Annotated in this window: 18 protein-coding genes (1 of these 18 cut by a window edge); 10 read left to right on the top strand and 8 right to left on the bottom strand. The window is 68.3% G+C overall.

The genetic code is table 11. The features are described from left to right. Window positions 1-94 precede the first annotated feature (94 nt). The 6 genes from ACZK2R_RS23370 to ACZK2R_RS23345 form a co-directional block, all read right to left on the bottom strand. Window positions 95-490, bottom strand: a complete 396-nt coding sequence (locus ACZK2R_RS23370) for a hypothetical protein (protein ID WP_180837996.1) — start codon at window positions 488-490, stop codon at window positions 95-97. Between the two features lie 93 nt (window positions 491-583). Next, the gene (locus ACZK2R_RS23365; RefSeq protein ID WP_180837997.1) at window positions 584-2,623 is read right to left on the bottom strand and encodes an FUSC family protein; all 2,040 of its coding nucleotides are present in this window, start codon (window positions 2,621-2,623) and stop codon (window positions 584-586) included. A 3-nt stretch (window positions 2,624-2,626) separates the two neighbouring features. Then, window positions 2,627-4,087, bottom strand: coding sequence for an efflux transporter outer membrane subunit (locus ACZK2R_RS23360; protein WP_180837998.1), 1,461 nt, complete (start codon window positions 4,085-4,087; stop codon window positions 2,627-2,629). Then, entirely contained in the window at window positions 4,084-5,001 is a 918-nt protein-coding gene (locus ACZK2R_RS23355) for an efflux RND transporter periplasmic adaptor subunit (RefSeq protein WP_032973896.1), read from the bottom strand. The genes ACZK2R_RS23360 and ACZK2R_RS23355 overlap by 4 nt, the downstream gene beginning before the upstream one ends. After that, window positions 4,998-5,207: a DUF1656 domain-containing protein gene (locus ACZK2R_RS23350; RefSeq protein WP_010487502.1), complete on the bottom strand. Its 210-nt coding sequence runs from the start codon at window positions 5,205-5,207 to the stop codon at window positions 4,998-5,000. The genes ACZK2R_RS23355 and ACZK2R_RS23350 overlap by 4 nt, the downstream gene beginning before the upstream one ends. A gap of 108 nt (window positions 5,208-5,315) precedes the next feature. Next, window positions 5,316-5,771: a MarR family winged helix-turn-helix transcriptional regulator gene (locus tag ACZK2R_RS23345; protein WP_012481667.1), complete on the bottom strand. Its 456-nt coding sequence runs from the start codon at window positions 5,769-5,771 to the stop codon at window positions 5,316-5,318. Window positions 5,772-6,235: 464 nt separating this feature from the next. Between ACZK2R_RS23345 and folE the strand changes: the two genes are divergently transcribed. The 4 genes from folE (at window position 6,236) to ACZK2R_RS23325 (ending at window position 12,514) form a co-directional block, all read left to right on the top strand. Further along, complete coding sequence (gene folE, locus ACZK2R_RS23340; RefSeq protein WP_004141296.1) at window positions 6,236-6,847, top strand: GTP cyclohydrolase I FolE; 612 nt, start codon at window positions 6,236-6,238, stop codon at window positions 6,845-6,847. A gap of 112 nt (window positions 6,848-6,959) precedes the next feature. Continuing rightward, on the top strand, window positions 6,960-8,429 hold the full coding sequence (locus ACZK2R_RS23335) for a DUF3375 domain-containing protein (protein WP_121504949.1): 1,470 nt from the start codon (window positions 6,960-6,962) through the stop codon (window positions 8,427-8,429). After that, window positions 8,416-9,117, top strand: a complete 702-nt coding sequence (locus tag ACZK2R_RS23330; RefSeq protein ID WP_087924080.1) for a DUF4194 domain-containing protein — start codon at window positions 8,416-8,418, stop codon at window positions 9,115-9,117. Before ACZK2R_RS23335 ends, ACZK2R_RS23330 begins: the two co-directional genes overlap by 14 nt. A gap of 16 nt (window positions 9,118-9,133) precedes the next feature. Next, on the top strand, window positions 9,134-12,514 hold the full coding sequence (locus ACZK2R_RS23325) for an ATP-binding protein (protein WP_125895897.1): 3,381 nt from the start codon (window positions 9,134-9,136) through the stop codon (window positions 12,512-12,514). Between the two features lie 291 nt (window positions 12,515-12,805). On the opposite strand, the gene ACZK2R_RS23320 is transcribed toward ACZK2R_RS23325, so the two are convergent. Next, window positions 12,806-13,585, bottom strand: a complete 780-nt coding sequence (locus ACZK2R_RS23320) for a sulfite exporter TauE/SafE family protein (RefSeq protein WP_180837999.1) — start codon at window positions 13,583-13,585, stop codon at window positions 12,806-12,808. A 102-nt stretch (window positions 13,586-13,687) separates the two neighbouring features. On the opposite strand from ACZK2R_RS23320, the gene ACZK2R_RS23315 reads away from it, so the two are divergent. Continuing rightward, complete coding sequence (locus ACZK2R_RS23315) at window positions 13,688-14,080, top strand: YchJ family protein (protein WP_132811068.1); 393 nt, start codon at window positions 13,688-13,690, stop codon at window positions 14,078-14,080. Window positions 14,081-14,083: 3 nt separating this feature from the next. Here the strand turns inward: ACZK2R_RS23315 and ACZK2R_RS23310 are convergent, their stop codons facing one another. Next, window positions 14,084-15,364, bottom strand: a complete 1,281-nt coding sequence (locus tag ACZK2R_RS23310) for a GGDEF domain-containing protein (protein ID WP_180838000.1) — start codon at window positions 15,362-15,364, stop codon at window positions 14,084-14,086. Between the two features lie 150 nt (window positions 15,365-15,514). Between ACZK2R_RS23310 and egtB the strand changes: the two genes are divergently transcribed. From egtB to ACZK2R_RS23285, 5 genes are all read left to right on the top strand, one after another. Then, complete coding sequence (gene egtB, locus ACZK2R_RS23305; RefSeq protein WP_478488045.1) at window positions 15,515-16,786, top strand: ergothioneine biosynthesis protein EgtB; 1,272 nt, start codon at window positions 15,515-15,517, stop codon at window positions 16,784-16,786. After that, window positions 16,783-17,757, top strand: coding sequence for an L-histidine N(alpha)-methyltransferase (gene egtD / locus ACZK2R_RS23300; RefSeq protein ID WP_180838001.1), 975 nt, complete (start codon window positions 16,783-16,785; stop codon window positions 17,755-17,757). Before egtB ends, egtD begins: the two co-directional genes overlap by 4 nt. An 84-nt stretch (window positions 17,758-17,841) precedes the next feature. Then, complete coding sequence (locus tag ACZK2R_RS23295) at window positions 17,842-19,110, top strand: lytic murein transglycosylase (protein ID WP_180838002.1); 1,269 nt, start codon at window positions 17,842-17,844, stop codon at window positions 19,108-19,110. Window positions 19,111-19,150: 40 nt separating this feature from the next. Next, entirely contained in the window at window positions 19,151-20,017 is an 867-nt protein-coding gene (locus ACZK2R_RS23290) for a D-hexose-6-phosphate mutarotase (protein WP_180838003.1), read from the top strand. 49 nt (window positions 20,018-20,066) lie between these two features. Continuing rightward, window positions 20,067-20,793, top strand: the 5' portion of a protein-coding gene (locus ACZK2R_RS23285) for a DUF2628 domain-containing protein (RefSeq protein WP_107433758.1). 47 nt of this gene lie beyond the right edge of the window; only the first 727 of its 774 coding nucleotides appear in the window; its start codon is at window positions 20,067-20,069; the stop codon falls past the right edge of the window.

Below are 20,793 nucleotides of genomic sequence, written 5' to 3'. Positions count from 1 at the left end.
CATGCTCGGCTGATGGGCCACGGAGTCGAGCATGGCTCGACTCTACAAAAGAGCGTCCTGATCGCTTCGGGGTTCATCCACGCATTGCGTGGATCTACGCGATCAGTACCAGGCCATCCGGGAACACGATCGCCGCTTCATCGGCACTCACGTCGAAGAAGCCCACGCCGTGCTTCTCGGCCAGGTCCTGCACGCGGCCGTGCGCGCGCTCGGCCACCGAATAGGCAAACGCGCCGTAGATCACCTCGCGGCCGATGCTGTACTCGGTCACCTCGGCACGGTCGTCATCGTCGTTGCTCAATGGGCCGTTCATCGGCGGGAAGTCCTGCGCCATCTCGGCGAACCACGCCTGCAGCGCCGGGCTGCTGACCGCTGGATCGTCATACTCGTGGCGCTCGTTCCACTGCGTCTGCTTCTCGAACCAGGCGATGAAGGCCGCCGCCTCGCGTGGCGCGGCGCTGGCCTCGAACACCATCATGTCGTAACTCATTGGAGCTTCCTGTGCTGAGCGGGGGTCAGAGCCTTCGCCGGGGGCGAAGGATCCGACCCCAGCGCGGAGTCTGTGGACGCACAGGGTATCGCGCTACGGCTGCGTCGCCGCACTCATCGCCAGCCCCGGCGCCAATGCCTTGGCCTCAGGGAACAGCGCGAAGCGCAGGCCGATCAGGCCCATCAGGGCTTCATCGCGGGCCTTGCAGGCGGCCACGCTACCGACCCGTCCCAGCGAGGTATCCAGCCGCTCGCGCAACGCGTCGGCCGCCACAATCGGCTTGCGCGCGGCGATCTGCCGCCGGTAGTGCACGGCGACCTCTTCCAGAATGTGCTCGACCGCCTCGCGGCTGCGCTCGGGCAGTTCCAGCCGGGCGCGGCGCAGCTGCAGGATGTTCAGGCCGATGCGTGCTTCATTGAGCATGTCCACCGACGCGATGTCGCTGCCCTCCGGCGTCGCCGCCAGGCGCGGCGCGAGCAGGCCCAGCAGGTCGAGCATGCGTGCGGCGAAGCGCTGCCGGTCCTGCTGGCCACGGCCTTCGGCGGCCTCGGCCAGCGTGGTCCAGCCCTGCCGCACCAGGCGGCGTGCGGTCCACTCGGCACCCACCGAACGGAACAGGCGGGTCATCACCACCGCAAAGCCAATGCCGATGAACATCGCAATCGACGAGTTGAGGAAGGTCTGGATGTTGGCGCTGTAGGTGTTCTGCAGGCTCAGCAGCGCGGCCAGGTTCACCGTCAACGGCAACGCGAACAGCGCGCTCTTGGGGTGGTGCAGCATCAAGCCCAGCGGCAGGAACGCCACCGCCAGCACCAATGCCAGCAGGCCGAAGTCGTGCACCGCCGGGAACACGCCGAACAGGTACACGCCAGCCACCACCGAGGCGACCATCGCCCACACCAGGAACGACACCATGCTCGGTGCCGGGTCGTCCTGTGCAGCGAAGAATGCAGCGGTCACCGCGGCCATCATCGCGCCGTTGCCACCACCTTCCCAACCCAGCGCGATCCACAGCACGCAGTAGCTCATCAGCGCCACGCCGGCACTGAGCGCGGAGAACAGCGCCATGCCGTAGTCGACGTGCTTGTCGGCGGCCACGCGTTCGGTGCGGATGCGGTAGTGCGCGCGGTCCAGCGGCGCGGTGCCGTGGTCGATCGCGTGCTGCAGCGTGCGGCAGTCCTGCCACAGGTCGACCAGTTCCTCCAGGCGCAGCAGCAGGCTGGCCAGCTGCAGGTGCTGCAGGTCGCGGTCCACCTGCGGCTTCAGTGCGCTGATGCGCGCGCGCAGGCGGGCGTACTCGCTGGCGTTGGTCGGCCCGTCCAGCCAGTTGTGGATATCGTCGACCAGTGTCGGCAGCCCTTCGGGCAGGGCCTGGCCATCGCTGCGCAACGCACTCAGACGGTCGGCAATCGACGACAGCACCGGCAACAGCAGCAGCATGCGCTCGCGCAGGCGCTCCATCGACACCGCCGAACCGGCATGGCGCGGATCATCGCGGCGCAGGAACTCGATCAGCGCCTCGAACTGCACCAGGTCGGCGGCCAGCCGGTTGCGCGGTGCATGCGCGCGGCCACGTTCAAGGATCTGCCGGCACCACTGTGCGGCGTCCTCCATCCAGTTGCCGATGCGCGCGCGCAGCATCGGGCGTACCGAGGCCGGGAACAGCAGCGACGCGAACAGCACTGCCACCACCGTGCCGAGGATGATCTCCTCGCTGCGCGCCACCACCGTGTCGAAGATGGTTTCCGGCGAGGTGACTGCGGGGAAGCCGATGAAGGCCGTCGTGTAACCGGCCAGCAGGAACGCATAGCCGCGCGGCCCACGATTGAGCAGGGCCATGAACAGGCAGCCGGCCAGCCAGATCGACATCGCCGCGCTCAACAGCAGCGGCGTTTCCACCAGTGCCGGCAGTACCAGCAGGGTGGCCAGGCCGGCCACCAGGGTGCCGACGATGCGGTACACGCCCTTGGCTCGGGTCGGGCCGAGCAGCGGCTGGCTGACGATGTACACCGTGCCCATCGCCCAGTACGGGCGCGACAGGTTGCCGGCCATGGCGATGTACAGCGCGGCCACCGCGGCCAGGTAGGTCTTGATCGAGAACAGCCAGGCCTGGCGGTCGGTCAGCGCGTTCATGGCTTACTTCGCTGCGGTCGAGGCGTTGGGCGCGGCGGCGCTGGCCTGCCAGCCACCACCCAGCACCAGGAACAGGTGGATCTGGTCGCGCGAGACCTGCGCTTCGGCGGCGGCCAGGGTGGCATCGCTGGTGGCCAGGCTGCGGTCGGCATCCAGGCTGGACAGGTACGGCGTGCGGCCGCCCTGGTACAGCCGGCGGTTCTGCTCGGCGGCCAGTGCGGCCTGCTCCTGCGCGATGCGCAGCGACTGCAGCCGGCGCAGGTCCTGCGCATAGCGGTCCAGCGCGGTCTGGGTCTCGCGCAGCGCCTGCAGCACGGTGTGGTCAAACTCGGCCAGCGCGGCATCAGCACCGGCTTCGGCGGCGTGGATGCGCGCGTGGGTGCCCGAGGACGGCAGCGTCCACGAGATCAGCGGGCCGATCGACCACTGCTGGGTCATCGGCGTGCCGAAGTCTTCCAGCAGGCCGGCGGCACCGAGCGAGGCACCCAGGCGGATGTCCGGGTACAGCTCGGCGGTGGCGACACCAATCCGCGCCGTGGCCGAGGCCAGCTTGCGCTCGGCCTGGCGCACGTCCGGGCGACGCTGCAGCAGTGCACGGCCATCACCGACCGGCAGCGGCTGCGCCAGGCTGGGGGCGTGCGCGCAGTCGATCACACCGGCCGGCAGCTGGCCCGGGGTCTGCCCCAGCAGCGCGGCCAGCGAATAGGCGGCGGCCGAGCGCTGCGCCTGCAGCGGCGGGAGTGCAGCTTCCAGCAGCGCCACCTGGGCATTGGCGCGGGCCAGTTCCGGCGGCGTGCCACGGCCGGCCGCGATCAGGCGCTCGGTAACGCTGCGGCTGCGCTGCTGCAGCTGCAGCGAATGCTCGGCCACGTGCAGTTCGTGGTTGGCGTGGCAGATTTCCAGATAGCTGTCGGCCACCTGCGCGACCACGCTGACCTGGGCCAGGTCGCGTGCTGCGGCGACCGACTGCTCGTCGGCACGGGCCGCTTCGGCGCCGCGCTTGAGCTTGCCGAACAGGTCGAACTGGTAGCTGACCGCGAACTTGCCATCGGCCAGGTTGATCACTGGCAGCTCGTGTTCCTGCAGGAACGATTCGGCCGACAGCTGTGCGCGGCTGACCCCGGCCTCGGCCTCGTACTCGAAGCCACCGGCGTCCAGCGCCTGTTCGTACACCGCCGCCGCACGACGCAGGTGCGCATCGGCGGCCTTCAGCTCCACGTTGTCGCGCAGCGCCTGGGTGATCAGGCCATCCAGCACCGGGTCGTTGTACAGCGACCACCAGCGGTCGGGCAGCGCCTGGTTGGCGGCGATCTGCGGGTTCTGGGTATCGATGAAGGCGGCATTGGCCTGCGGGCGCTTGAACGCCGAACCTTCCGGCAATGCATAGTCCGGGCCGACGGTCCTGCACGCGGCCAGGCTGGCCAGCGCGACGATCAGGCCGAGACGGGGCAGGGCGGCGTTCACAGGCCCGCCTGTGTCGGCGCCGTGCCGGCCTTGTCGTTGTGCGGATGGCGGCCGGTGTCCACGGTCACCGTGGCGGTGCGGCCGGCGATCAGTTCCACACCCTTGGGTACTTCGTCGATGGCGATGCGCACCGGGATGCGCTGCGCCAGGCGCACCCAGTCGAAGGCCGGGGTCACGTTCGGCAGCAGGGTGCTGCCATTGCTGCGGTAACGGTCCTCGATGCCGGCGGCGATGCTTTCGACATGGCCACGCAGCGGGGTCGATTCGCCCATCAGGCGGATGTCCACGGCTTGCCCCGGGGCCACGCCACGCAGGCGGGTTTCCTCGAAATAGCCATCGATGCGGAACGAGCCGGTATCCAGCAGCGCCAGCACCGGCTTGCCGGCCACCACGTAGTCGCCCACGCGCATGGTGCGGTCGTTGACCCGGCCATCGGCCGGTGCGCGCACCTCGGTGCGCCCCAGGTTGAGCTCGGCCAGGTCGACCGCCGCCTGTGCGGTGGCCAGCGCGGCCTGTGCGGCCTGCAGCTTGGCGCGGCGCACTTCGGCGTCCTCGGCGGCGACCAGGTCCTGCAGGCTGCGGTCACGGCCGATCTCGCGGCGCAGCTGTGCCACCGAGGCCTGGCGCTCGCCCAGGCTGGCCTTGGCCTGTTCCAGCGCGATGCGGTAACGGGCACGGTCGACTACGAACAGCAGGTCACCCTTCTTCACCGCCTGGTTATCGGCCACCTGCACCGTTTCCACCAGCCCGGATACGTCCGGCGCCACCTGCACCACGTCGGCGCCGACATGGGCATCGCGGGTCCACGGCTCATCCATGTAATAGACCCACAGCTGGCGCAGCACCAGCAGGGCGACGATCACGGCTGCGCTGGTGAGCAGCACCGGCAGGGTCTTCTTCACGATCTTGTTCACGATTGCATCCAACGCAGGAGGTGGAACAGCAGGCCCAGCACGATTCCGTACAGCGCCAGGTTGAACAGCGCCGGGTGCCAGACATGGCGATAGGCGCCGGCACGCTGCAGCAGCGCGTGCAGGCCGCTGTTGACCAGATAGGCCAACAACATCAACCCGAGCAGGGTCGGGACGAACACTCCGTGGAGACTGAATTCACCGGGCATCGGTAGGGGTGGGGGCGAGGTGGGGGAGGGGAGGAACAACGAAACAACAGCAACGGGCAAAAGCCGCTGGCGTGTGCACGGCAGCGGCGGTGTTCGGGGGCAGCACTCTTACGTGATGCGGTCGGCGGCCTCGGCCAGCAGGCGCCATGCCTTCAGCACGGCGTGCAGTTCATCCATGGAAAGCTCGCCGAACACGTCCTGGCGCAGGCCGATCAACTGGTCTTCCAGCTCGCTGACCAGCGCGTGTCCCGCGTCGGTCAGCCACAGCAGGTTGGCGCGGCGGTCGCTGGCGTCGCTCTCGCGGCGGACCAGGTCGCTGGCGCACAGCTTGTCCAGCAGGCGCACCAGGGAAGGACCCTCCATGCCCAGCTGCTGGGCCAGCGCCACCTGGCGGATGCCACCGCCGGAGCGGCCGATCATCAGCAGCGGCATGGTGCAGGCGGTGGAGATGCCGTAGCTGCCGAGCCGGCTGTCGGCCAGGCGCTGCCACTGCCGCCCTGCGTAAAGCAGGCCGGAGCTGAGCTGCATCTGCAGCACGGTGCGTTCGTCGAGGGGGCGGTCCATAAGAGATAGATAGGATACTACTAATTTCATTCCTATCAATGGGTTTTTATGAATGGGCGGGTGTTTTGAGGAAAGCGTTGCGCCTGCCTGGTGTCGGGTGGGGCAGCAGCAGATGCAGTGCGGACCAAGGTCCGCACCCACCAAAGCAGGAAAAACCACAGCAGCGGCGCGGTGCTTCCGGAGCCATGAACCCCGCTTTTGACCCCCGCTTTCGGGCGGTCCGGTCGCGCCCGCAGGAAACCGTCAAGGAGGGGGAGAGGGGGCTGCGCAGGACCGTTGGCGCCATGGATGGCGCCATCGAGCCCCAGGGACGGGTTTACGGCGTGTCCTGCGCAGCCCCCTCTCCCCCTCCAAGCCGACAGCAACGACGCGCCAACAACGACCCCCCGATGAACCGTCCCAACAGGACGACCCACCCCCCGGTCGGGTACGATGCTCGCCCCCCGTTCGGGACGCTGTACGCAATGAGCAAGAACAACGAAAAGGCCGCCCCGCAGGGCGACGTGACCCAGGACCAGGCCGAGGATGCCGTGCGCACCCTGCTGCGCTGGGCCGGTGAGGACCCGTCCCGTGAAGGCCTGCTGGATACCCCCCGCCGCGTCGCCGAAGCCTATGGCGACTGGTTCAGCGGCTACCGCGACGACCCGCGCGCCTACATGGAGCGGACCTTCGAGGAAGTGGCCGGCTACGACGAACTGATCGTCCTGCGCGACATCGAGTACGAAAGCCACTGCGAACACCACATGGCGCCGATCATCGGCCGCGTGCATGTCGGCTACCTGCCGGCCGGCAAGGTGGTGGGCATCAGCAAGCTGGCCCGCGTCGTCGAAGCCTATGCCCGCCGTTTCCAGGTGCAGGAGAAGATGACCGCGCAGATCGCCCAGTGCATCCAGGATGTGCTGCAGCCGATCGGTGTCGGCGTGGTCGTCGAAGGCGCCCACGAATGCATGACCACCCGCGGCATCCACAAGCGCGGCGTCAGCATGGTTACCTCCAAGATGCTGGGCAGCTTCCGCGACGACGCGCGTACCCGCGCCGAGTTCCTGCGCTTCATCGAAGTGGGCGGCAAGCGCTGAGCCGCTTGCCCGCACTCCGCCGGCCGCTGCGGGCCGGCATGCCCACGGCTGCCCGCGCGGCCGCCGTGCGTGGCTGCTCGTCCCTGTCAGCCCAACAGACCTCTTTCGCTGCATGAAGCATCGCGAACGCATCTCCCGTTACCGCCATCTGCGCGAACAGCCCCAGTGGAAGCTGCTCGCCGCCGACCACGCTCCGGAAATCATCGGCCTGCTGCAGGGGCTGCTGATGGACGGCGAGCGCACGCTGTCGTCGTCGGTGCTCAACGAGCGCCTGCAACGTGCGCTGGACCAGCTCAACGGCGACGAACTGTCGCGCGACCTGCCGCGTACCGCGCAGGCCTACATCGCGCACTGGCTGGCCCAGGGTTGGCTGGAACGCCGCCTGCCCGAAGGTGCCGACCAGGAGCAGTACGAGCTGTCGACCGCGGCACTGCAGGCGATCCGCTTCGCCGACGGCCTGGAGCAGGCCCGCGTGGCCGCCACCGAAAGCCGGCTGGCGCTGGTCATCGAACAGCTCTCGCAGCTGGCCGCGCAGACCGAGTCCGATCCGGATGCGCGCCTGTCGGCGCTGCGCGACGAGCGTGACCGCATCGACGCCGAGATCGCCCGCGTCGGCGCTGGCCGCGTGATCGCGCTGGATGGCAAGCGCGCGCTGGAACGTGCGCGCCAGATCATCGGCCTGGCCGACGAGCTGACCGAGGACTTCCGCCGCGTGCGCGACGACTTCGAGCAGCTCAACCGCGATTTCCGCGAACGCATCATCGACGATGAGGGCGAGCGCGGCGATGTGCTGTCGCAGCTGTTCGAAGGCGTGGATGTGATCGGCGAGAGCGATGCCGGCCGCAGCTTCCAGGCGTTCTGGCGACTGCTCAACGACGCCGAACAGAGCGCACAGCTTGATGCTGCGCTGGAAGCGGTGCTGGCGCGTGGCTTTGCGCGCCGCCTGGACCGCAACGAGCGCAACTTCCTGCGCGGCTTCACCAGCACCATGCTCGAGCGCGGTGGCCAGGTGCACGATGTGCTGCAGAACTTCGCGCGCAGCCTGCGCGGCTTCGTGCAGAGCCGTGGCTACCTGGAACAGCGCCGCCTCAACCAGCTGCTGAAGCAGGCGCAGTCCGAAGCGCTGGCGCTGCGCGACGAGTTCCCCGCACAACGCGGCATCGGCCGTGACCTGCAGCTGACCACCAGCCGCCTGCGCTCGTGGTCGCAGTGGAGGCTGCACGATCCACGCAGTGCCCAGGTCGATGGCAACGTCGAGTACAACGACGCTGCCGCGATCAGCCTGGAAAGCGTCGGCGATCTGGTCGCTTCGTCCGAAATCGACTTCCGCACCCTGCGCCGTGACCTGCACGACCTGCTCGATGCACAGCCGCGGCTCAGCATCGCCCAGGCCCTGTCGCAGCGCGAAGCGCCGCAGGGCCTGGGCAGCGTCATCGGCTATCTGTCGCTGGGCACGCGCTTCGGCAACGTGGTCGCCGGCGAGCAGGAGCTTGCCGAATGGCGTGGTGGCGACGGACAGATCCGCCGCGCCCGCATCCCGCTGGTTTGGTTTACCCAGGAGAGACGCCATGAGCTGGCATGAAGATCCCATCGACGCACCGCAGGCCGACGTGGCGGAAGACGCCTACGAAGCCGAACCGGTGGCGGCCGTGGCGCAGCCCCGCCGTGGCAACGACGTGTATTACCTGGGCGATACCGGGCGCCTGCCGCTGGATGCGCGGCGCGCGCTGTGCCAGCTGCTGATCGGCCCCAGCATCGACCAGCTGCGCCACGCCAAACTGTGGCCGGCACTGATCCGCAGCGAAGCCGCCATCCGTTCGGCGCTGGCCGACCTGTTCCTGGAACTGGTGCTCGACCGCGACAGCGGCGTGGCGTTCACCCGCCAGGCCGACACCGAAGACGTGGATGCGCCGGTGCTGCTGCGCACCTCGCCGCTGACCTTCATCGACTCGGTGCTGCTGCTGTACCTGCGCCAGCAGCTGGCCGAGGCCGATGCGCGCGGCAACCGCGCGGTGGTCGCCGACGCCGAGATGGCCGAAGCGCTGGCCATCTACGAGAAGAACCTGTCCACCGACCGCGCCGGCTTCAACCGCCGCGTCGCCTCGGCGGTGCAGAAGATGAAGGACAACCACATCCTGACCCGCCTCAGCGGCCAGGAAGACCGCCACGAAGTCTCGCCGGCGCTGAAGCTGCTGTTCTCCGCCGAAGACGTGTCCCAGCTTTCGGCGGTGTACCGCCAGCTGCGCGAAACCCCGGCCGCCGAGGCCTGAGAGACCCGACCATCGCATGGCTATCTCCAAGCACACTCCCGCACTGTTCAACGAAGGCCTGCCGGACCCGCGCCTGCAGCAGTTCCGCATGCGCCGCCTGCAGGTGCACAACTGGGGCACCTTCAACGGCCTGACCGAAGTGCCGATCGCCGAGCGCGGCTTCCTGTTCGTCGGCCGTTCCGGCTCGGGCAAGTCGACCCTGCTCGATGCCATGTCCGCGCTGCTGACGCCGCCGGCCATCGTCGACTTCAACGCCGCCGCGCGTGAAGCCGAGCGCAGCGGCCGCGACCGCAACCTGGTGTCCTACGTGCGTGGCGCGTGGGCCGACCAGCAGGACAGCGGCACCGGCGAAATCGCTACCCAGTACCTGCGCAAGGGCGCGACCTGGACCGCACTGGTGCTGGAGTACCGCGCCGGCGATGGCCGCGTGGTCAGCCTGGTGCGCCTGCTGTGGATCTCCGGCAACGGCACCTCGGCCGGCGACGTGCGCAAGCACTACATGATCGCCGAGCGTCCGTTCGACATCGCCAAGGATCTCGGCGGCTTCGACCTGGACCTGCGCAAGCTCAAGCAGAAGCTGTCCGACCTGCACCACTTCGACACCTTCTCCGGCTACGCCGAGCGCTTCCGCGACCTGCTCGGTATCGACAACGAAATGGCGCTGCGCCTGCTGCACAAGACGCAGTCGGCGAAGAACCTGGGCGACCTCAACGTCTTCCTGCGCGACTTCATGCTCGACACGCCGAAGACCTTCGACGCCGCCGAGCGCCTGGTCAGCGACTTCGCCGAGCTCGATGGCGCGCACCAGGCCGTGGTCACCGCGCGCCGCCAGGTGGAAACCCTGTTGCCGGCACGCGCCTACTACAACGATCTGAAAGAGATGCACCGCCAGCGTGGCGACGACGAAGCACTGAAGCTCGGCGTCGACAGCTTCCGCGAAAGCCGCCGCCAGGCGCTGATCGAAGCGCGCCTGCGCGAGATGGACGTGCGTGACCGTGGCCTGCTCGGCGAAGAGGCCCAGCGCCGCGCCGCGCTCGACAACCACACCGAGCGCCTGGCCGAACTGGAACTGCAGCGCCGCCAGCAGGGCGGTGAGCGCATCGAGGAACTGGAACGCGAGCAGGGCCGCGCCGAAGCCGAGCGCGACCGGCGCAAGGCCAAGCGTGACCAGGCCCAGGAGGCGGCACAGCAGCTGCAGGCCGAACTGCCCGACGATGCACATGGTTTCGCCGAGCTGGTCGAGCGCGCACAGAACGAACTGCAGGACCGCCAGCGTGCCTCGGCGGCACTGGACGATGCGATCAGCGATCGCCTCGGCGGCAAGCGCGATGACGAGCGCCGCTTCGGTGAAGTGCGCGTCGAACTCGAAGCGATGCAGCGCACGCCGTCCAACATTCCGGCGCCGATGCAGAAGCTGCGCGCGCGCCTGGCCGAGGAAACCGGCATCGCCGAAGCGGCGCTGCCGTTCGTCGGCGAGCTGATCCAGGTCCGCTCGGAAGAGCAGGGATGGCAGGGCGCCATCGAACGTGTGCTGGGCGGCTTCGCGCTGTCGCTGCTGGTCGATGACAAGCACTACAACGACGTCGCCGAGTGGGTGAACCGTACCCACCTGGGCATGCGCTTCACCTACTACCGCGTGCGCCGCAACGATGATGCGTTCGCGCGCGAGCCGTCGGCGAAGTCGCTGCTGCACAAGCTGGAACTGCGCGAGCATGTGTTCGAAAGCTGGCTGCGGCGCGAGCTCGGCAAGCGCTTCGACTACGAGTGCGTGGATGCCAAGCAGCTGCGCAACGTCGACCGCGGCATCACCCGCGAAGGCCAGGTCAAGCATCCGGGCGACCGTTTCGAGAAGGACGACCGCAGCGCAGTAGGCGACCGCCGCCGCTGGATCCTCGGCTTCAACAACCACGACAAGGTGGGCGCCTTCGAGCGCGAAGCACAGGAACTGGCCAAGCGCATCGCCAGCTGCGAGACCGACATCGCGCGCCTGCGCGGCCAGCGTGACCGCGACAACGAACGCCGCCTGGCCTGCCACGAGCTGGTCAGCATCAGCTGGAACGAGATCGACATCGCCGCTCCGCAGCAGCGCCTGAGCGACATCGAGGCCACCCTGCGTGACCTGCGCGAAGGCAATGCCGATCTGGCCAAGCTGGCCAAGCAGATCGACGCCGTGCGCGCCGACATCGAACAATCCCGCCGCACCTATGAGGACGTCCGCGTCGAGCGCGGCCAGCTGGTCAAGGAGCGCGATCGCCTCGACCGCGCCCGCCAGCAGAGCCGTGCGCTGGTGCTGCCGAGCCTGGCCCAGGAGCAGGAAGCCGGCCTCGCCGAGCGCCTGCAGGAGCAGGGCCCGCTCAGCCTGGAAACGCTGGAAGCGCACATGCGCCAGGTCAGCAACGCGCTGAACGAGCAGCTGTCGTCCTCGCAGCAGGACCTCAACCGCATCGAGAACCAGCTGATCGGCTGCTTCCGTCGCTTCATCCAGCAGTGGCCGGAGGAATCGGGCGACTTCACCGTCTCGGTGGCCTCGGCCGAGGACTTCCTCGCCCGCCTCGAACGCCTGGAGCGCGACGGCCTGCCGCAGCACGAAGAGCGCTTCTTCGATCTGCTGCAGAACCAGAGCAAGAACAACCTGCTGGCCCTGCAGCGCCACAGCGCCGAGGCCCGCAAGTCGATCGGCCAGCGCCTGGACGAGGTGAACGCCAGCCTGGAACAGGTGCCGTTCAACCGTGGCACGCTGCTGACCATTGAACTGAGCGACCGCCGCCTGCCGGAAGTCGGTGAGTTCCACCTGCAGCTGCGCGAGGTGCTGTCGCAGCAGCAGACCGAGCAGCGCGAGCTGGCCGAATCGCAGTTCACCGTGCTGCGCCAGCTGGTCAACCGCCTGGGTTCACAGGAAGGCGAAGACAAGCGCTGGCGCGAACTGGTGCTGGACGTGCGCATGCACGTGGAGTTCATCGGCGTCGAGCTGGATGCGGAAACGCGCCAGCAGGTCGAGATCTACCGCAGCGGTGCCGGCAAGTCCGGCGGCCAGCGCCAGAAACTGGCCACTACCTGTCTGGCTGCGGCGCTGCGCTACCAACTCGGCGGTGCCGACAGCCAGCTGCCCAGTTACGCCGCGGTCGTGCTCGACGAAGCCTTCGACAAGGCCGACAACGAGTTCACCGCGCTGGCGATGAACATCTTCGACAACTTCGGCTTCCAGATGGTGGTGGCCACCCCGCTGAAGTCGGTGATGACGCTGGAACCGTTCATCGGCGGTGCCTGCTTCGTCGAAATCAGCGGCCGCCACGACTCCGGCGTGCTGCTGATCGAGTACGACGAAGAAGGCAAGCGCCTGAAGTTGCCCGAGCGCAGCCGCCAGCAGGCCAACGAACCGGAAGAAGCCGAGGCCTGACCGCCTCGGTCCAGCGACCTGTAGAGCCGAGCCATGCTCGGCTGCTCTTCGCGCTCGGAAACCGTGTGCCAACCAAGGTTGGCACCTACCGGAAGTCGCTCTGCTCTTGCCCTTGCTCCCAGCTTCCGCGCTCGCGCAGAGGCCGGGTAGCGGTTGGGTGAGGGGGCATGGCAGGACCGCGAGCGCCATGGATGGCGCTCACGAGCCCCCATGGACGGGTTCACGGCGTGTCCTGCCATGCCCCCTCATCCGATCGCCCACATGGGAGTCAGGCGCCAGCGACGCGGTGGATCACGCTCCGCGCAACGTATCCCACGCCATCCGCGCGATCAGCACCACCACCAGCCCCACGAACAGCTTGCGGATGAACGGCGTGCCGCCCTTCAGCGCCAACCGCGTGCCCACCACCGAACCGATGATGTTGGCCGCCGCCATCGGCAGCGCGAACAGCCACAGGATGTTGCCGGTCGGCACGAAGAACGAGATCGCCGCCACATTGGTCGCCAGGTTCACCAACTTCGACGCGGCCGATGCGCGCAGAAAATCCAGGCCGAAGAAGCGCACGAACAGGAAGATCAGGAAGCTGCCGGTGCCCGGCCCGAAGAAGCCATCGTAGAAGCCGATCGCTGCACCGATCGCCAGCGCGATCACCAGCTCGCGGCGGCCGATCTCCTGCGGCCGGTGCAGCGCACCGAAGTCCTTTTTCCACAACGTGTAGGCCAGCATCGCGATCAGCAGCACCAGCACCAGTGGGCGCACCGCGTCCTTGGGCAGCAGGCTCACCGCGGTGGCCCCGGCGAAGGAGAAGATGAAGGCGGTGCCGGCCGCGAACAGCACCGGCTTCCACGGGAAGCGCACGTTGCGCGCATAGCGCCAGGCAGCCGCACCGGTGCCGAACATCGAACTGAACTTGTTGGTACCGAACAGCATCGCCGGCGTCTGCTGCGGCAGCACCGTGAACAGGCCGGGCAGCTGCACCAGGCCACCGCCACCCACGGCGGCATCCACAAGACCGGCGATGAAGGCGATCACCACCAGCCACCACAACTCAGGGGGAACCAGTTCCAGCACGGCGATCAATCAAGGTGGGGGCGCGACAGCATACGCCTGTCCTGCTTCAGCTGGCCCGTGCCGCGCGTGGATCAATCCGCGCAACCCGGCGACAATGCCGGCATGAGCCGAAAACCCGCCGATCCCTGTCCCTGTGGCCTTCCCGCCGACTATGCAGCCTGCTGCGGCCGTTTCCACGCCGGTGAAGCCGCGCCCGATGCCGAGCGCCTGATGCGTTCGCGCTACAGCGCCTACGTGCGCGGTCTGGCTGACTACCTGCGCCAGAGCTGGCATCCGGACACGCGTCCGGCCGAGTTGACGCTGGATGATGCACCCGGCCAGCGTACCCATTGGCTGGGCCTGACCGTGCACGAGCACACCGTCACCGGTGCTGACAGCGCCGATGTCCGCTTCACCGCGCGCTATCGCGTCGGCGGCGGCAGTGCGGTCAAGATGACCGAACACAGCCGCTTCCAGCGCATCGACGGCCGCTGGTACTACCTCGACGCGGTCTGAGCCCTACACGCTGCGCGCAGCCAGCACGCGCTGGCCGCCGTGCGCGTGCACCTGGTTGCGGCCGCCGTCCTTGGCCACATACAGGGCCTGGTCGGCGGCCTTGACCACCGCCATCGGGCGCGGATCCACATGGCTGTCGGCCAGGCCGATGCTCACCGTCACCTGTACCACCTGGCCGCTGCCACCGCGTCCGCGCTGCTGGCGGCCGGCTTCGTCATCGCGGCTGCGGGTGCTGCGGTCGCGCAGCTGCATGCGGGTCTCCTCGATGCTCTGCCGCAGCGCCTCCACGGCATCCATGCAGGCCGCCGCAGGGCGGTCCAGGAACACCACCGCGAACTCCTCACCGCCATAGCGGAATGCACGGCCACCGCCGCCCACCCGCGCCAGCCGCGAGGCCACCAGGCGCAGTACATCGTCTCCGGTGTCGTGGCCATGGGTGTCGTTGAATGACTTGAAGTGGTCCACGTCCACCATCGCGATGCTGTAGGTGCCGCGTGCCCGCTGCAGGGTCTCGTTGAATGCCCGTCGCCCCGGCAGGCCGGTCAACTCATCGCGGAAGGCCATGTGGAAGGACTCCTGCAGCATCGCGCCCAGCATCAACAGCAGGGCGGCGCTGCTCAGCGCCGGCAGCAGTACCGGGTGCAGGAAGATCCGCGGCAGCATCCACCACAGGCACAGCAGGGTCAGCAGCATCGCCGTGTGCAGTGGCCGAGGATGCCGCCACGCCTGCCAGCCCAACGCTGCGGTCGCCAGCAGGAACAGCAGCGCCGGCAGCTGCGCCAGCGCGTTCCAGTCGGCGGGAATCCAGGCCCAGTGACGGTTCGACAGCAGATCGTGCATGCCGCGCGGCTGCTGTGTGGCTAGCAGCAGGAAGATCATCACCGCGGTGCCGCTGGCAATACCGCGCAGCAGCAGGTCCTGGCGCCGCCGTCCGCGCTCCGGCCACAACGCAAGGCCGGCAGACAACAGCGGCAACCAGGCCGAGATGGCGTGGAAGCGCAGCGGTGTCAGCGTGGTGACATGGCCATTGCGCAGGTAGCCAGCGACGTCCTGGTGCAGCAGCGCGAACATCACCGCCACAACCATCAGCAGGCACAACGTGCGCACCTGGTGGTAGAGCAGGGCCAGGCCGGCACCGAGGCAGGCCAGCAACCAGGGCAGGATGCGCTGCGCCGGGCTGGCCACGTCTGCGGTATCCAATGCGGTCCACACCACCACGGCAACCAGCACGGCAGGCAGCACGAACAGGTAATGCGCAGGCTGGCGGAGCGGATGCAGGGGCAAGCAGGAATTCCAGCGCGGTGACGACGCGGCCGCAGCATTGCCGTTAGCGGCGTTCGTGGTGGCTTCTTGAATGCGGCAGGCTCATCCATGTGAACGAAGTGACGCCGAACCATGACGTCGCACTCACCGTCCAGCGCCGATGCTGCCCACATGGACAGCGTACCCGCCGCCGTCGCTGCCCCGCAGCACGATCTCGCCCGCCAGTTCGCCCATGTACGGACGCGCAGCCTGCAGCTGGCCGCGCCGCTCAGCGCCGAGGACGCCATGCTGCAGAGCATGGCTGACGCCAGCCCGAGCAAATGGCACCTGGCTCACACCACCTGGTTCTTCGAACGCTTCGTGCTGGCGGGTTTCGGCACCGCGCCAGCGCATGACCCGGCCTGGGACTACCTGTTCAACAGCTACTACAAGAGCATCGGTCCGGCGCATGCGCGGCCACAGCGCGGGTTGCTGTCGCGCCCGTCGCTGCAGCAGGTGCGCGACTACCGCCAGCAGGTCGATGCGCAGGTGCAATCGCGGTTGGCGGCGGGCGATCTCGATGAACAGGCACTGCAGCATCTGCAGCTGGGCCTGCAGCACGAGCAGCAGCACCAGGAACTGCTGCTCACCGACATCAAGCATGCGTTCTGGTGCAACCCATTGCAGCCCACCTACCGCGAGGACCTGCAGCCTGCCACCAGCGCTGCCAGTGCGCAGGGCTGGATCGAATCACCCGAGCGCATCGTCACCGTCGGCGCCGCGGCATGGCCGCAGCAGGCCGCGTTCGCCTACGACAACGAATCGCCAGCGCACCGGGTGCTGCTCCCCGCGCACGCATTGGCCGAGCGTCCCGTCAGCAATGCCGAGTATCGGGCCTTCATCGACGCCGGCGGCTACCGCGAACCGCGCTGGTGGCTCAGCGAAGGCTGGGCGCTGCGCGAAGCCGAGGGCTGGCAGCACCCGCTGTACTGGGATGACGCCCTGCAGCGCGAGTACACCCTGGGCGGTTGGCGCGAACTGGATCCGCACGCGCCGGTCTGCCACCTCAGCTACTACGAGGCCGATGCCTGCGCCCGCTGGTCCGGCGCGCGCCTGCCCAGCGAGTACGAATGGGAAGCCGCCGCTGCGTTGCAGCCGCTGCGCGGCCATTTCGCTGACGACGACCGGCTGCACCCGCTGGCAGCGCAGGGCAGTGGAATACGGCAGCTGTTCGGCGATGTCTGGGAGTGGACCCACAGCGCGTATGGCGCCTATCCGGGCTTCCGTCCCTTCACCGGCAACCTCGGTGAGTACAACGGCAAGTTCATGTGCGGGCAGTGGGTGCTGCGTGGCGGCAGCTGCGCGACACCCCGCGGCCATGTGCGTGCCAGCTACCGCAACTTCTTCATGCCGCCGGCGCGCTGGCAGTTCTCCGGGCTGCGCCTGGCCAGGGACCTCACATGAGCACCGTGCATGACGCGCTGCAGGCATTGACCGATCTCACCCCCGGGCGGCAGCAGATCCTCTCCGACGTAGTGGTCGGACTCTCACGTACGCCGCGCCAGCTGCCGTCCAAGTACTTCTACGATGCGCGTGGCTCGCGACTGTTCGAGCAGATCACGCAGACCCCCGAGTACTACCCCACGCGCACCGAGCTGGCCCTGCTGAAGAGCGTGCTGCCGGACATCGCCCGCAGCGTTGGCCCGCGTCTGCACGTGGTGGAGCTGGGCAGCGGCAGCGGACGCAAGACCGCGCTGCTGCTGGCCGCACTTCACGACCCGGTGGCCTATACGCCGATTGAAATCTCGCGGGCCGCGCTGCTGTCCAGCATCGATCATCTGGCGCCGGCGTTGCCGGAGGTGGAGATGCTGCCGGTCTGTGCCGACTTCACCCGCCCCGTCGCCGTTCCCATGCCCGAGCGCGAACCCGCGCGACGGCTGCTGTTCTTCCCCGGTTCCACGCTGGGCAACTTTGAAGGCGAAGACGCGGTCGCACTGCTGCGGGCGATGCGCCAGACAATGGGCCGCGACGGCCTGGCCCTGGTCGGCATCGATCTGCACAAGGACCCGGCTCTGATCGAAGCGGCCTACAACGACGCGCAGGGCGTCACCGCCGCGTTCACTCTCAACCTGCTGGCCCGGCTCAATCGCGAGATCGGCAGCGACTTCGACCTCGACGGCTTCCACCACCGTGCCTGCTACAGCACCGCGCGGCTGCGCATCGAAACCGATCTGGTCAGCCGCTGGGCGCAGGATGTGCATCTGGACGGCCGCACCTTCCACTTCGCCGCCGACGAACCGATCCGTGTGGAGTACAGCCACAAGTACACCGACGACAGCTTCGAGGCGCTGCTGCAGCAGGCGGGCCTGCAGGTCACGCAGCGCTGGAATGCCGACAGTCCCGCCTACGGCCTGCGCCTGCTGAGTGCCATCTAGGGCGGCCGGCCAGCCGGTACCCCTTCAGGTTCTGCAGCACCGCTACCCCTAAGATGGCCGTGCAACGGCAACACGGAGGACGCCATGCCCATTCTGACCACCCTCGGCCTGGCGGCCGCTCTCGCCTCGCCCCCCGCGCTGCCTGCAGCACCGGATGCCAGCGTCGATCCGGCCTTCAGCCGCTGCCTTTCGGGCCTGCAGGCCACGGCCGCCAGCCAGGGCATCAGCGCCGAGCGCTTCAACGAAATCACCGCCGGCCTCACCCCGGACCCCAGCGTGCTCGGCCTGCTCGACGCGCAGCCGGAATTCACCACGCCGATCTGGGACTACCTGGCCGCGCTGGTCGATCGCCAGCGCGTGGCTGATGGTCGCGCCATGCTGCAGCAGCATCGCGACCTGCTCGATCGAGTGTCGGCGCAGTACGGCGTCGATCCGGCCACCATCGTCGCGGTCTGGGGCGTGGAGAGCGACTACGGCCGCGTGTTCGGCAAGCGCCCCCTGCTGCAGTCACTGGCCACGCTGTCCTGCGCCGGCCGTCGCCAACCCTTCTTCCGCGGTGAATTGCTGGCACTGCTCAAGCTGATCGACCGCGGCGACCTGCAGGCACAGGGCCTCACCGGTTCCTGGGCCGGTGCCTTCGGGCATACGCAGTTCATGCCCAGCACCTACGCACGCATCGCCGTGGACGGTGATGGCGATGGCCGCCGCGATCTGGTCGGCAGCATTCCCGATGCGCTGGCCTCCACTGCCAACTACCTCAAGCGTGCCGGCTGGCGCAGTGGCGAGCCGTGGGGCATGGAAGTTCTTGTTCCCGCTGGCTTCAACGCCAGCCAGGCCGGACGTACCCAGCGTCGCGCCCTGGCCGACTGGCGTGCGCAGGGCCTGACCGCGCTGGATGGCAGTGTGCTGGCTCCGGCCAACCTGCCGGCGGATGCGCGCGCCGCCCTGCTGCTGCCGGCAGGGATCAAGGGTCCGGCGCTGCTGGTGTTCCGCAACTATGACGCGATCTACAGCTACAACGCCGCCGAAAGCTATGCGCTGGCGATCGCCACGCTGGCCGACCAGCTGCGTGGCGGCAATGGGTTGGCCACCGCCTGGCCGACCGATGATCCCGGCATCGGCCGCGATGAACGCCGTCAGCTGCAGACCCTGCTGCTGGCGCGTGGCCACGACATCGGTACCGCCGACGGCATGATCGGTACCGCCACCCGTCGCGCGATCCAGTCCGAGCAGCAGCGCCTGGGCTGGGCCAATGCCGATGGGCGTGCCGGCCAACGCATCCTGCGCGCGCTGCAGGAAGAGGCGGCCGCCATCGCACCCGCTGCGCAGAAGGCCTTGCCCCAGGCACGCTGACCGCGACATCATCGCCGCGGTCTTCAAGGAGCGTCATCGCATGCAGTCGGATCCGGACATCAGCAGCGGCCTGTATCACGGGCTGGAGGCCTGGCACGTGCGCACCCCCAGCGCGACGGCGGTCATCAGCGTGTTCGGTGGACAGCTGCTGTCGTTCATTCCCGATGGGCAGCCCGATGTACTGTGGCTTTCGCCCACGCGCGCCGAGCTGCCCACGCCCATCCGCGGTGGCGTCCCGGTGTGCTGGCCGTGGTTCGGCCGCCAGGGCCAGAACAATGATGTGCCCGCGCATGGCCTGGTGCGCACCGAGTGTTGGGAGCTTCTGCAGGCCGGCCAGAGCGATGACGGTGAGGTCGAGCTGCAGTTGGCACCTGCACCCTGCGCCGATCCCGGCCTGCGCCTGCAGATGCAGTTGCGCATCGGCCGCCAGCTGCGTCAGCAGCTCGTCACCGAAAACACCGGAACCTCGCCGGTGACCTTCACCCAGGCCCTGCACAGCTATTTCCGGGTGGGCGATGCCAACCAGGTCGAGGTCGAGGGCCTTGACGGCCTGCAGTACCTGGACAAGTACGAGGACTATGCGCAGCTGCGCCTGCAACAGGGACCGTGGTCATTGCGCGATCCGCGTGACCCCGGTCGCAGCGATCGCATCTATACCGGTGCCGGCGGCCATTACGTGCTGCGTGATCCCGTACTGCAGCGGCGGATCGAGATCCGCAGCGAAGGCAGCCAGACGCTGGTGGCCTGGAATCCCGGTGCGGAGGCGGCAGCGAAAATGGCCGATGTCGGCGACTGCTGGCACGATTACGTTTGCCTGGAAGTGGCCAACGCAGGCCCGGAGCAGATTACGCTTGCGCCGGGTGAGCGCCATCAGCTGGTGCAGACCCTGGCCAGTACCGCGCTGTAGGCGCTGGCAGCGGTTTCAGTTTGTCGATGCAGTAGCAAGGACGGAAAACATGCAGGAAGCACAATGGTGGTACGCCAATGGCAGGCAGAGCAGTGGGCCGGTGGATCTGGCCGGTCTTCGCCAGCTGCAGCGGGAAGGGACGGTCACGGCGCGAACGCTGCTCTGGTGCGAGGGCATGCCCTCGTGGCGGCCGTTGGCGGAGCTGGATCAGGCCTCAACGCAGGTCGAGGTGGCTCCGGTCCTGGATATCGACGCAGCGCCTGCGGCTGAGGGCATTGCGCCGAGCGTCGGCGATCCGTCCGACCCCTATCGTGCGCCGGTCGCTGCACCGGATGTGGCTGCGGCTGCCGGGCTGGAGGGCGAGATGGCCTTGTACGCCAGCGTGGTCGGTGGCAACTTCCCGATCTATCGCCAGCGCTGGCGGCTGGATCAGGGCATCGCCACGGGCAGTGGCACCTGGCACTGGCCGGCCTTCCTGCTCGGCCTGATCTGGATGATGTACCGCAAGATGTACCGCCTGGCGGCGATGTGGGCTGGCCTGCTGCTGTTGATCAGTGTGGTGGAGACCTTGCTGGATGTGCCGGATGGCCTGTCGCTGGTCATCACCTTCGCGCTCAGCATCACCACCGGCATCTTTGGCAACAGTTGGTACCTGGCACACTGCCAGCGCCTGATCGCCCAGGCCCGTGCCGTCACCGGCGGCGATGACGCACGGCTGCGCAGCGAGCTGACCGCGCGCGGCGGCACCAGCGTGGTCGCCACACTGATCGCCATCG

It is taken from the genome of Stenotrophomonas sp. 96582_Sma, assembly GCF_056480905.1.
Note: the sequence above shows the minus strand (reverse complement) of the source record. Positions and strands in the feature narration are given on the sequence as shown.

Bases quoted from the DNA above. Each gene is read 5' to 3' on its own strand.
- ACZK2R_RS23370 (WP_180837996.1), bottom strand. From the start codon at position 490: ATGAGTTACGACATGATGGTGTTCGAGGCCAGCGCCGCGCCACGCGAG.
- ACZK2R_RS23365 (WP_180837997.1), bottom strand. From the start codon at position 2,623: ATGAACGCGCTGACCGACCGCCAGGCCTGGCTGTTCTCGATCAAGACC.
- ACZK2R_RS23350 (WP_010487502.1), bottom strand. From the start codon at position 5,207: ATGCCCGGTGAATTCAGTCTCCACGGAGTGTTCGTCCCGACCCTGCTC.
- ACZK2R_RS23345 (WP_012481667.1), bottom strand. From the start codon at position 5,771: ATGGACCGCCCCCTCGACGAACGCACCGTGCTGCAGATGCAGCTCAGC.
- folE (WP_004141296.1), top strand. From the start codon at position 6,236: ATGAGCAAGAACAACGAAAAGGCCGCCCCGCAGGGCGACGTGACCCAG.
- ACZK2R_RS23335 (WP_121504949.1), top strand. From the start codon at position 6,960: ATGAAGCATCGCGAACGCATCTCCCGTTACCGCCATCTGCGCGAACAG.
- ACZK2R_RS23330 (WP_087924080.1), top strand. From the start codon at position 8,416: ATGAGCTGGCATGAAGATCCCATCGACGCACCGCAGGCCGACGTGGCG.
- ACZK2R_RS23325 (WP_125895897.1), top strand. From the start codon at position 9,134: ATGGCTATCTCCAAGCACACTCCCGCACTGTTCAACGAAGGCCTGCCG.
- ACZK2R_RS23315 (WP_132811068.1), top strand. From the start codon at position 13,688: ATGAGCCGAAAACCCGCCGATCCCTGTCCCTGTGGCCTTCCCGCCGAC.
- egtB (WP_478488045.1), top strand. From the start codon at position 15,515: ATGGACAGCGTACCCGCCGCCGTCGCTGCCCCGCAGCACGATCTCGCC.
- egtD (WP_180838001.1), top strand. From the start codon at position 16,783: ATGAGCACCGTGCATGACGCGCTGCAGGCATTGACCGATCTCACCCCC.
- ACZK2R_RS23295 (WP_180838002.1), top strand. From the start codon at position 17,842: ATGCCCATTCTGACCACCCTCGGCCTGGCGGCCGCTCTCGCCTCGCCC.
- ACZK2R_RS23290 (WP_180838003.1), top strand. From the start codon at position 19,151: ATGCAGTCGGATCCGGACATCAGCAGCGGCCTGTATCACGGGCTGGAG.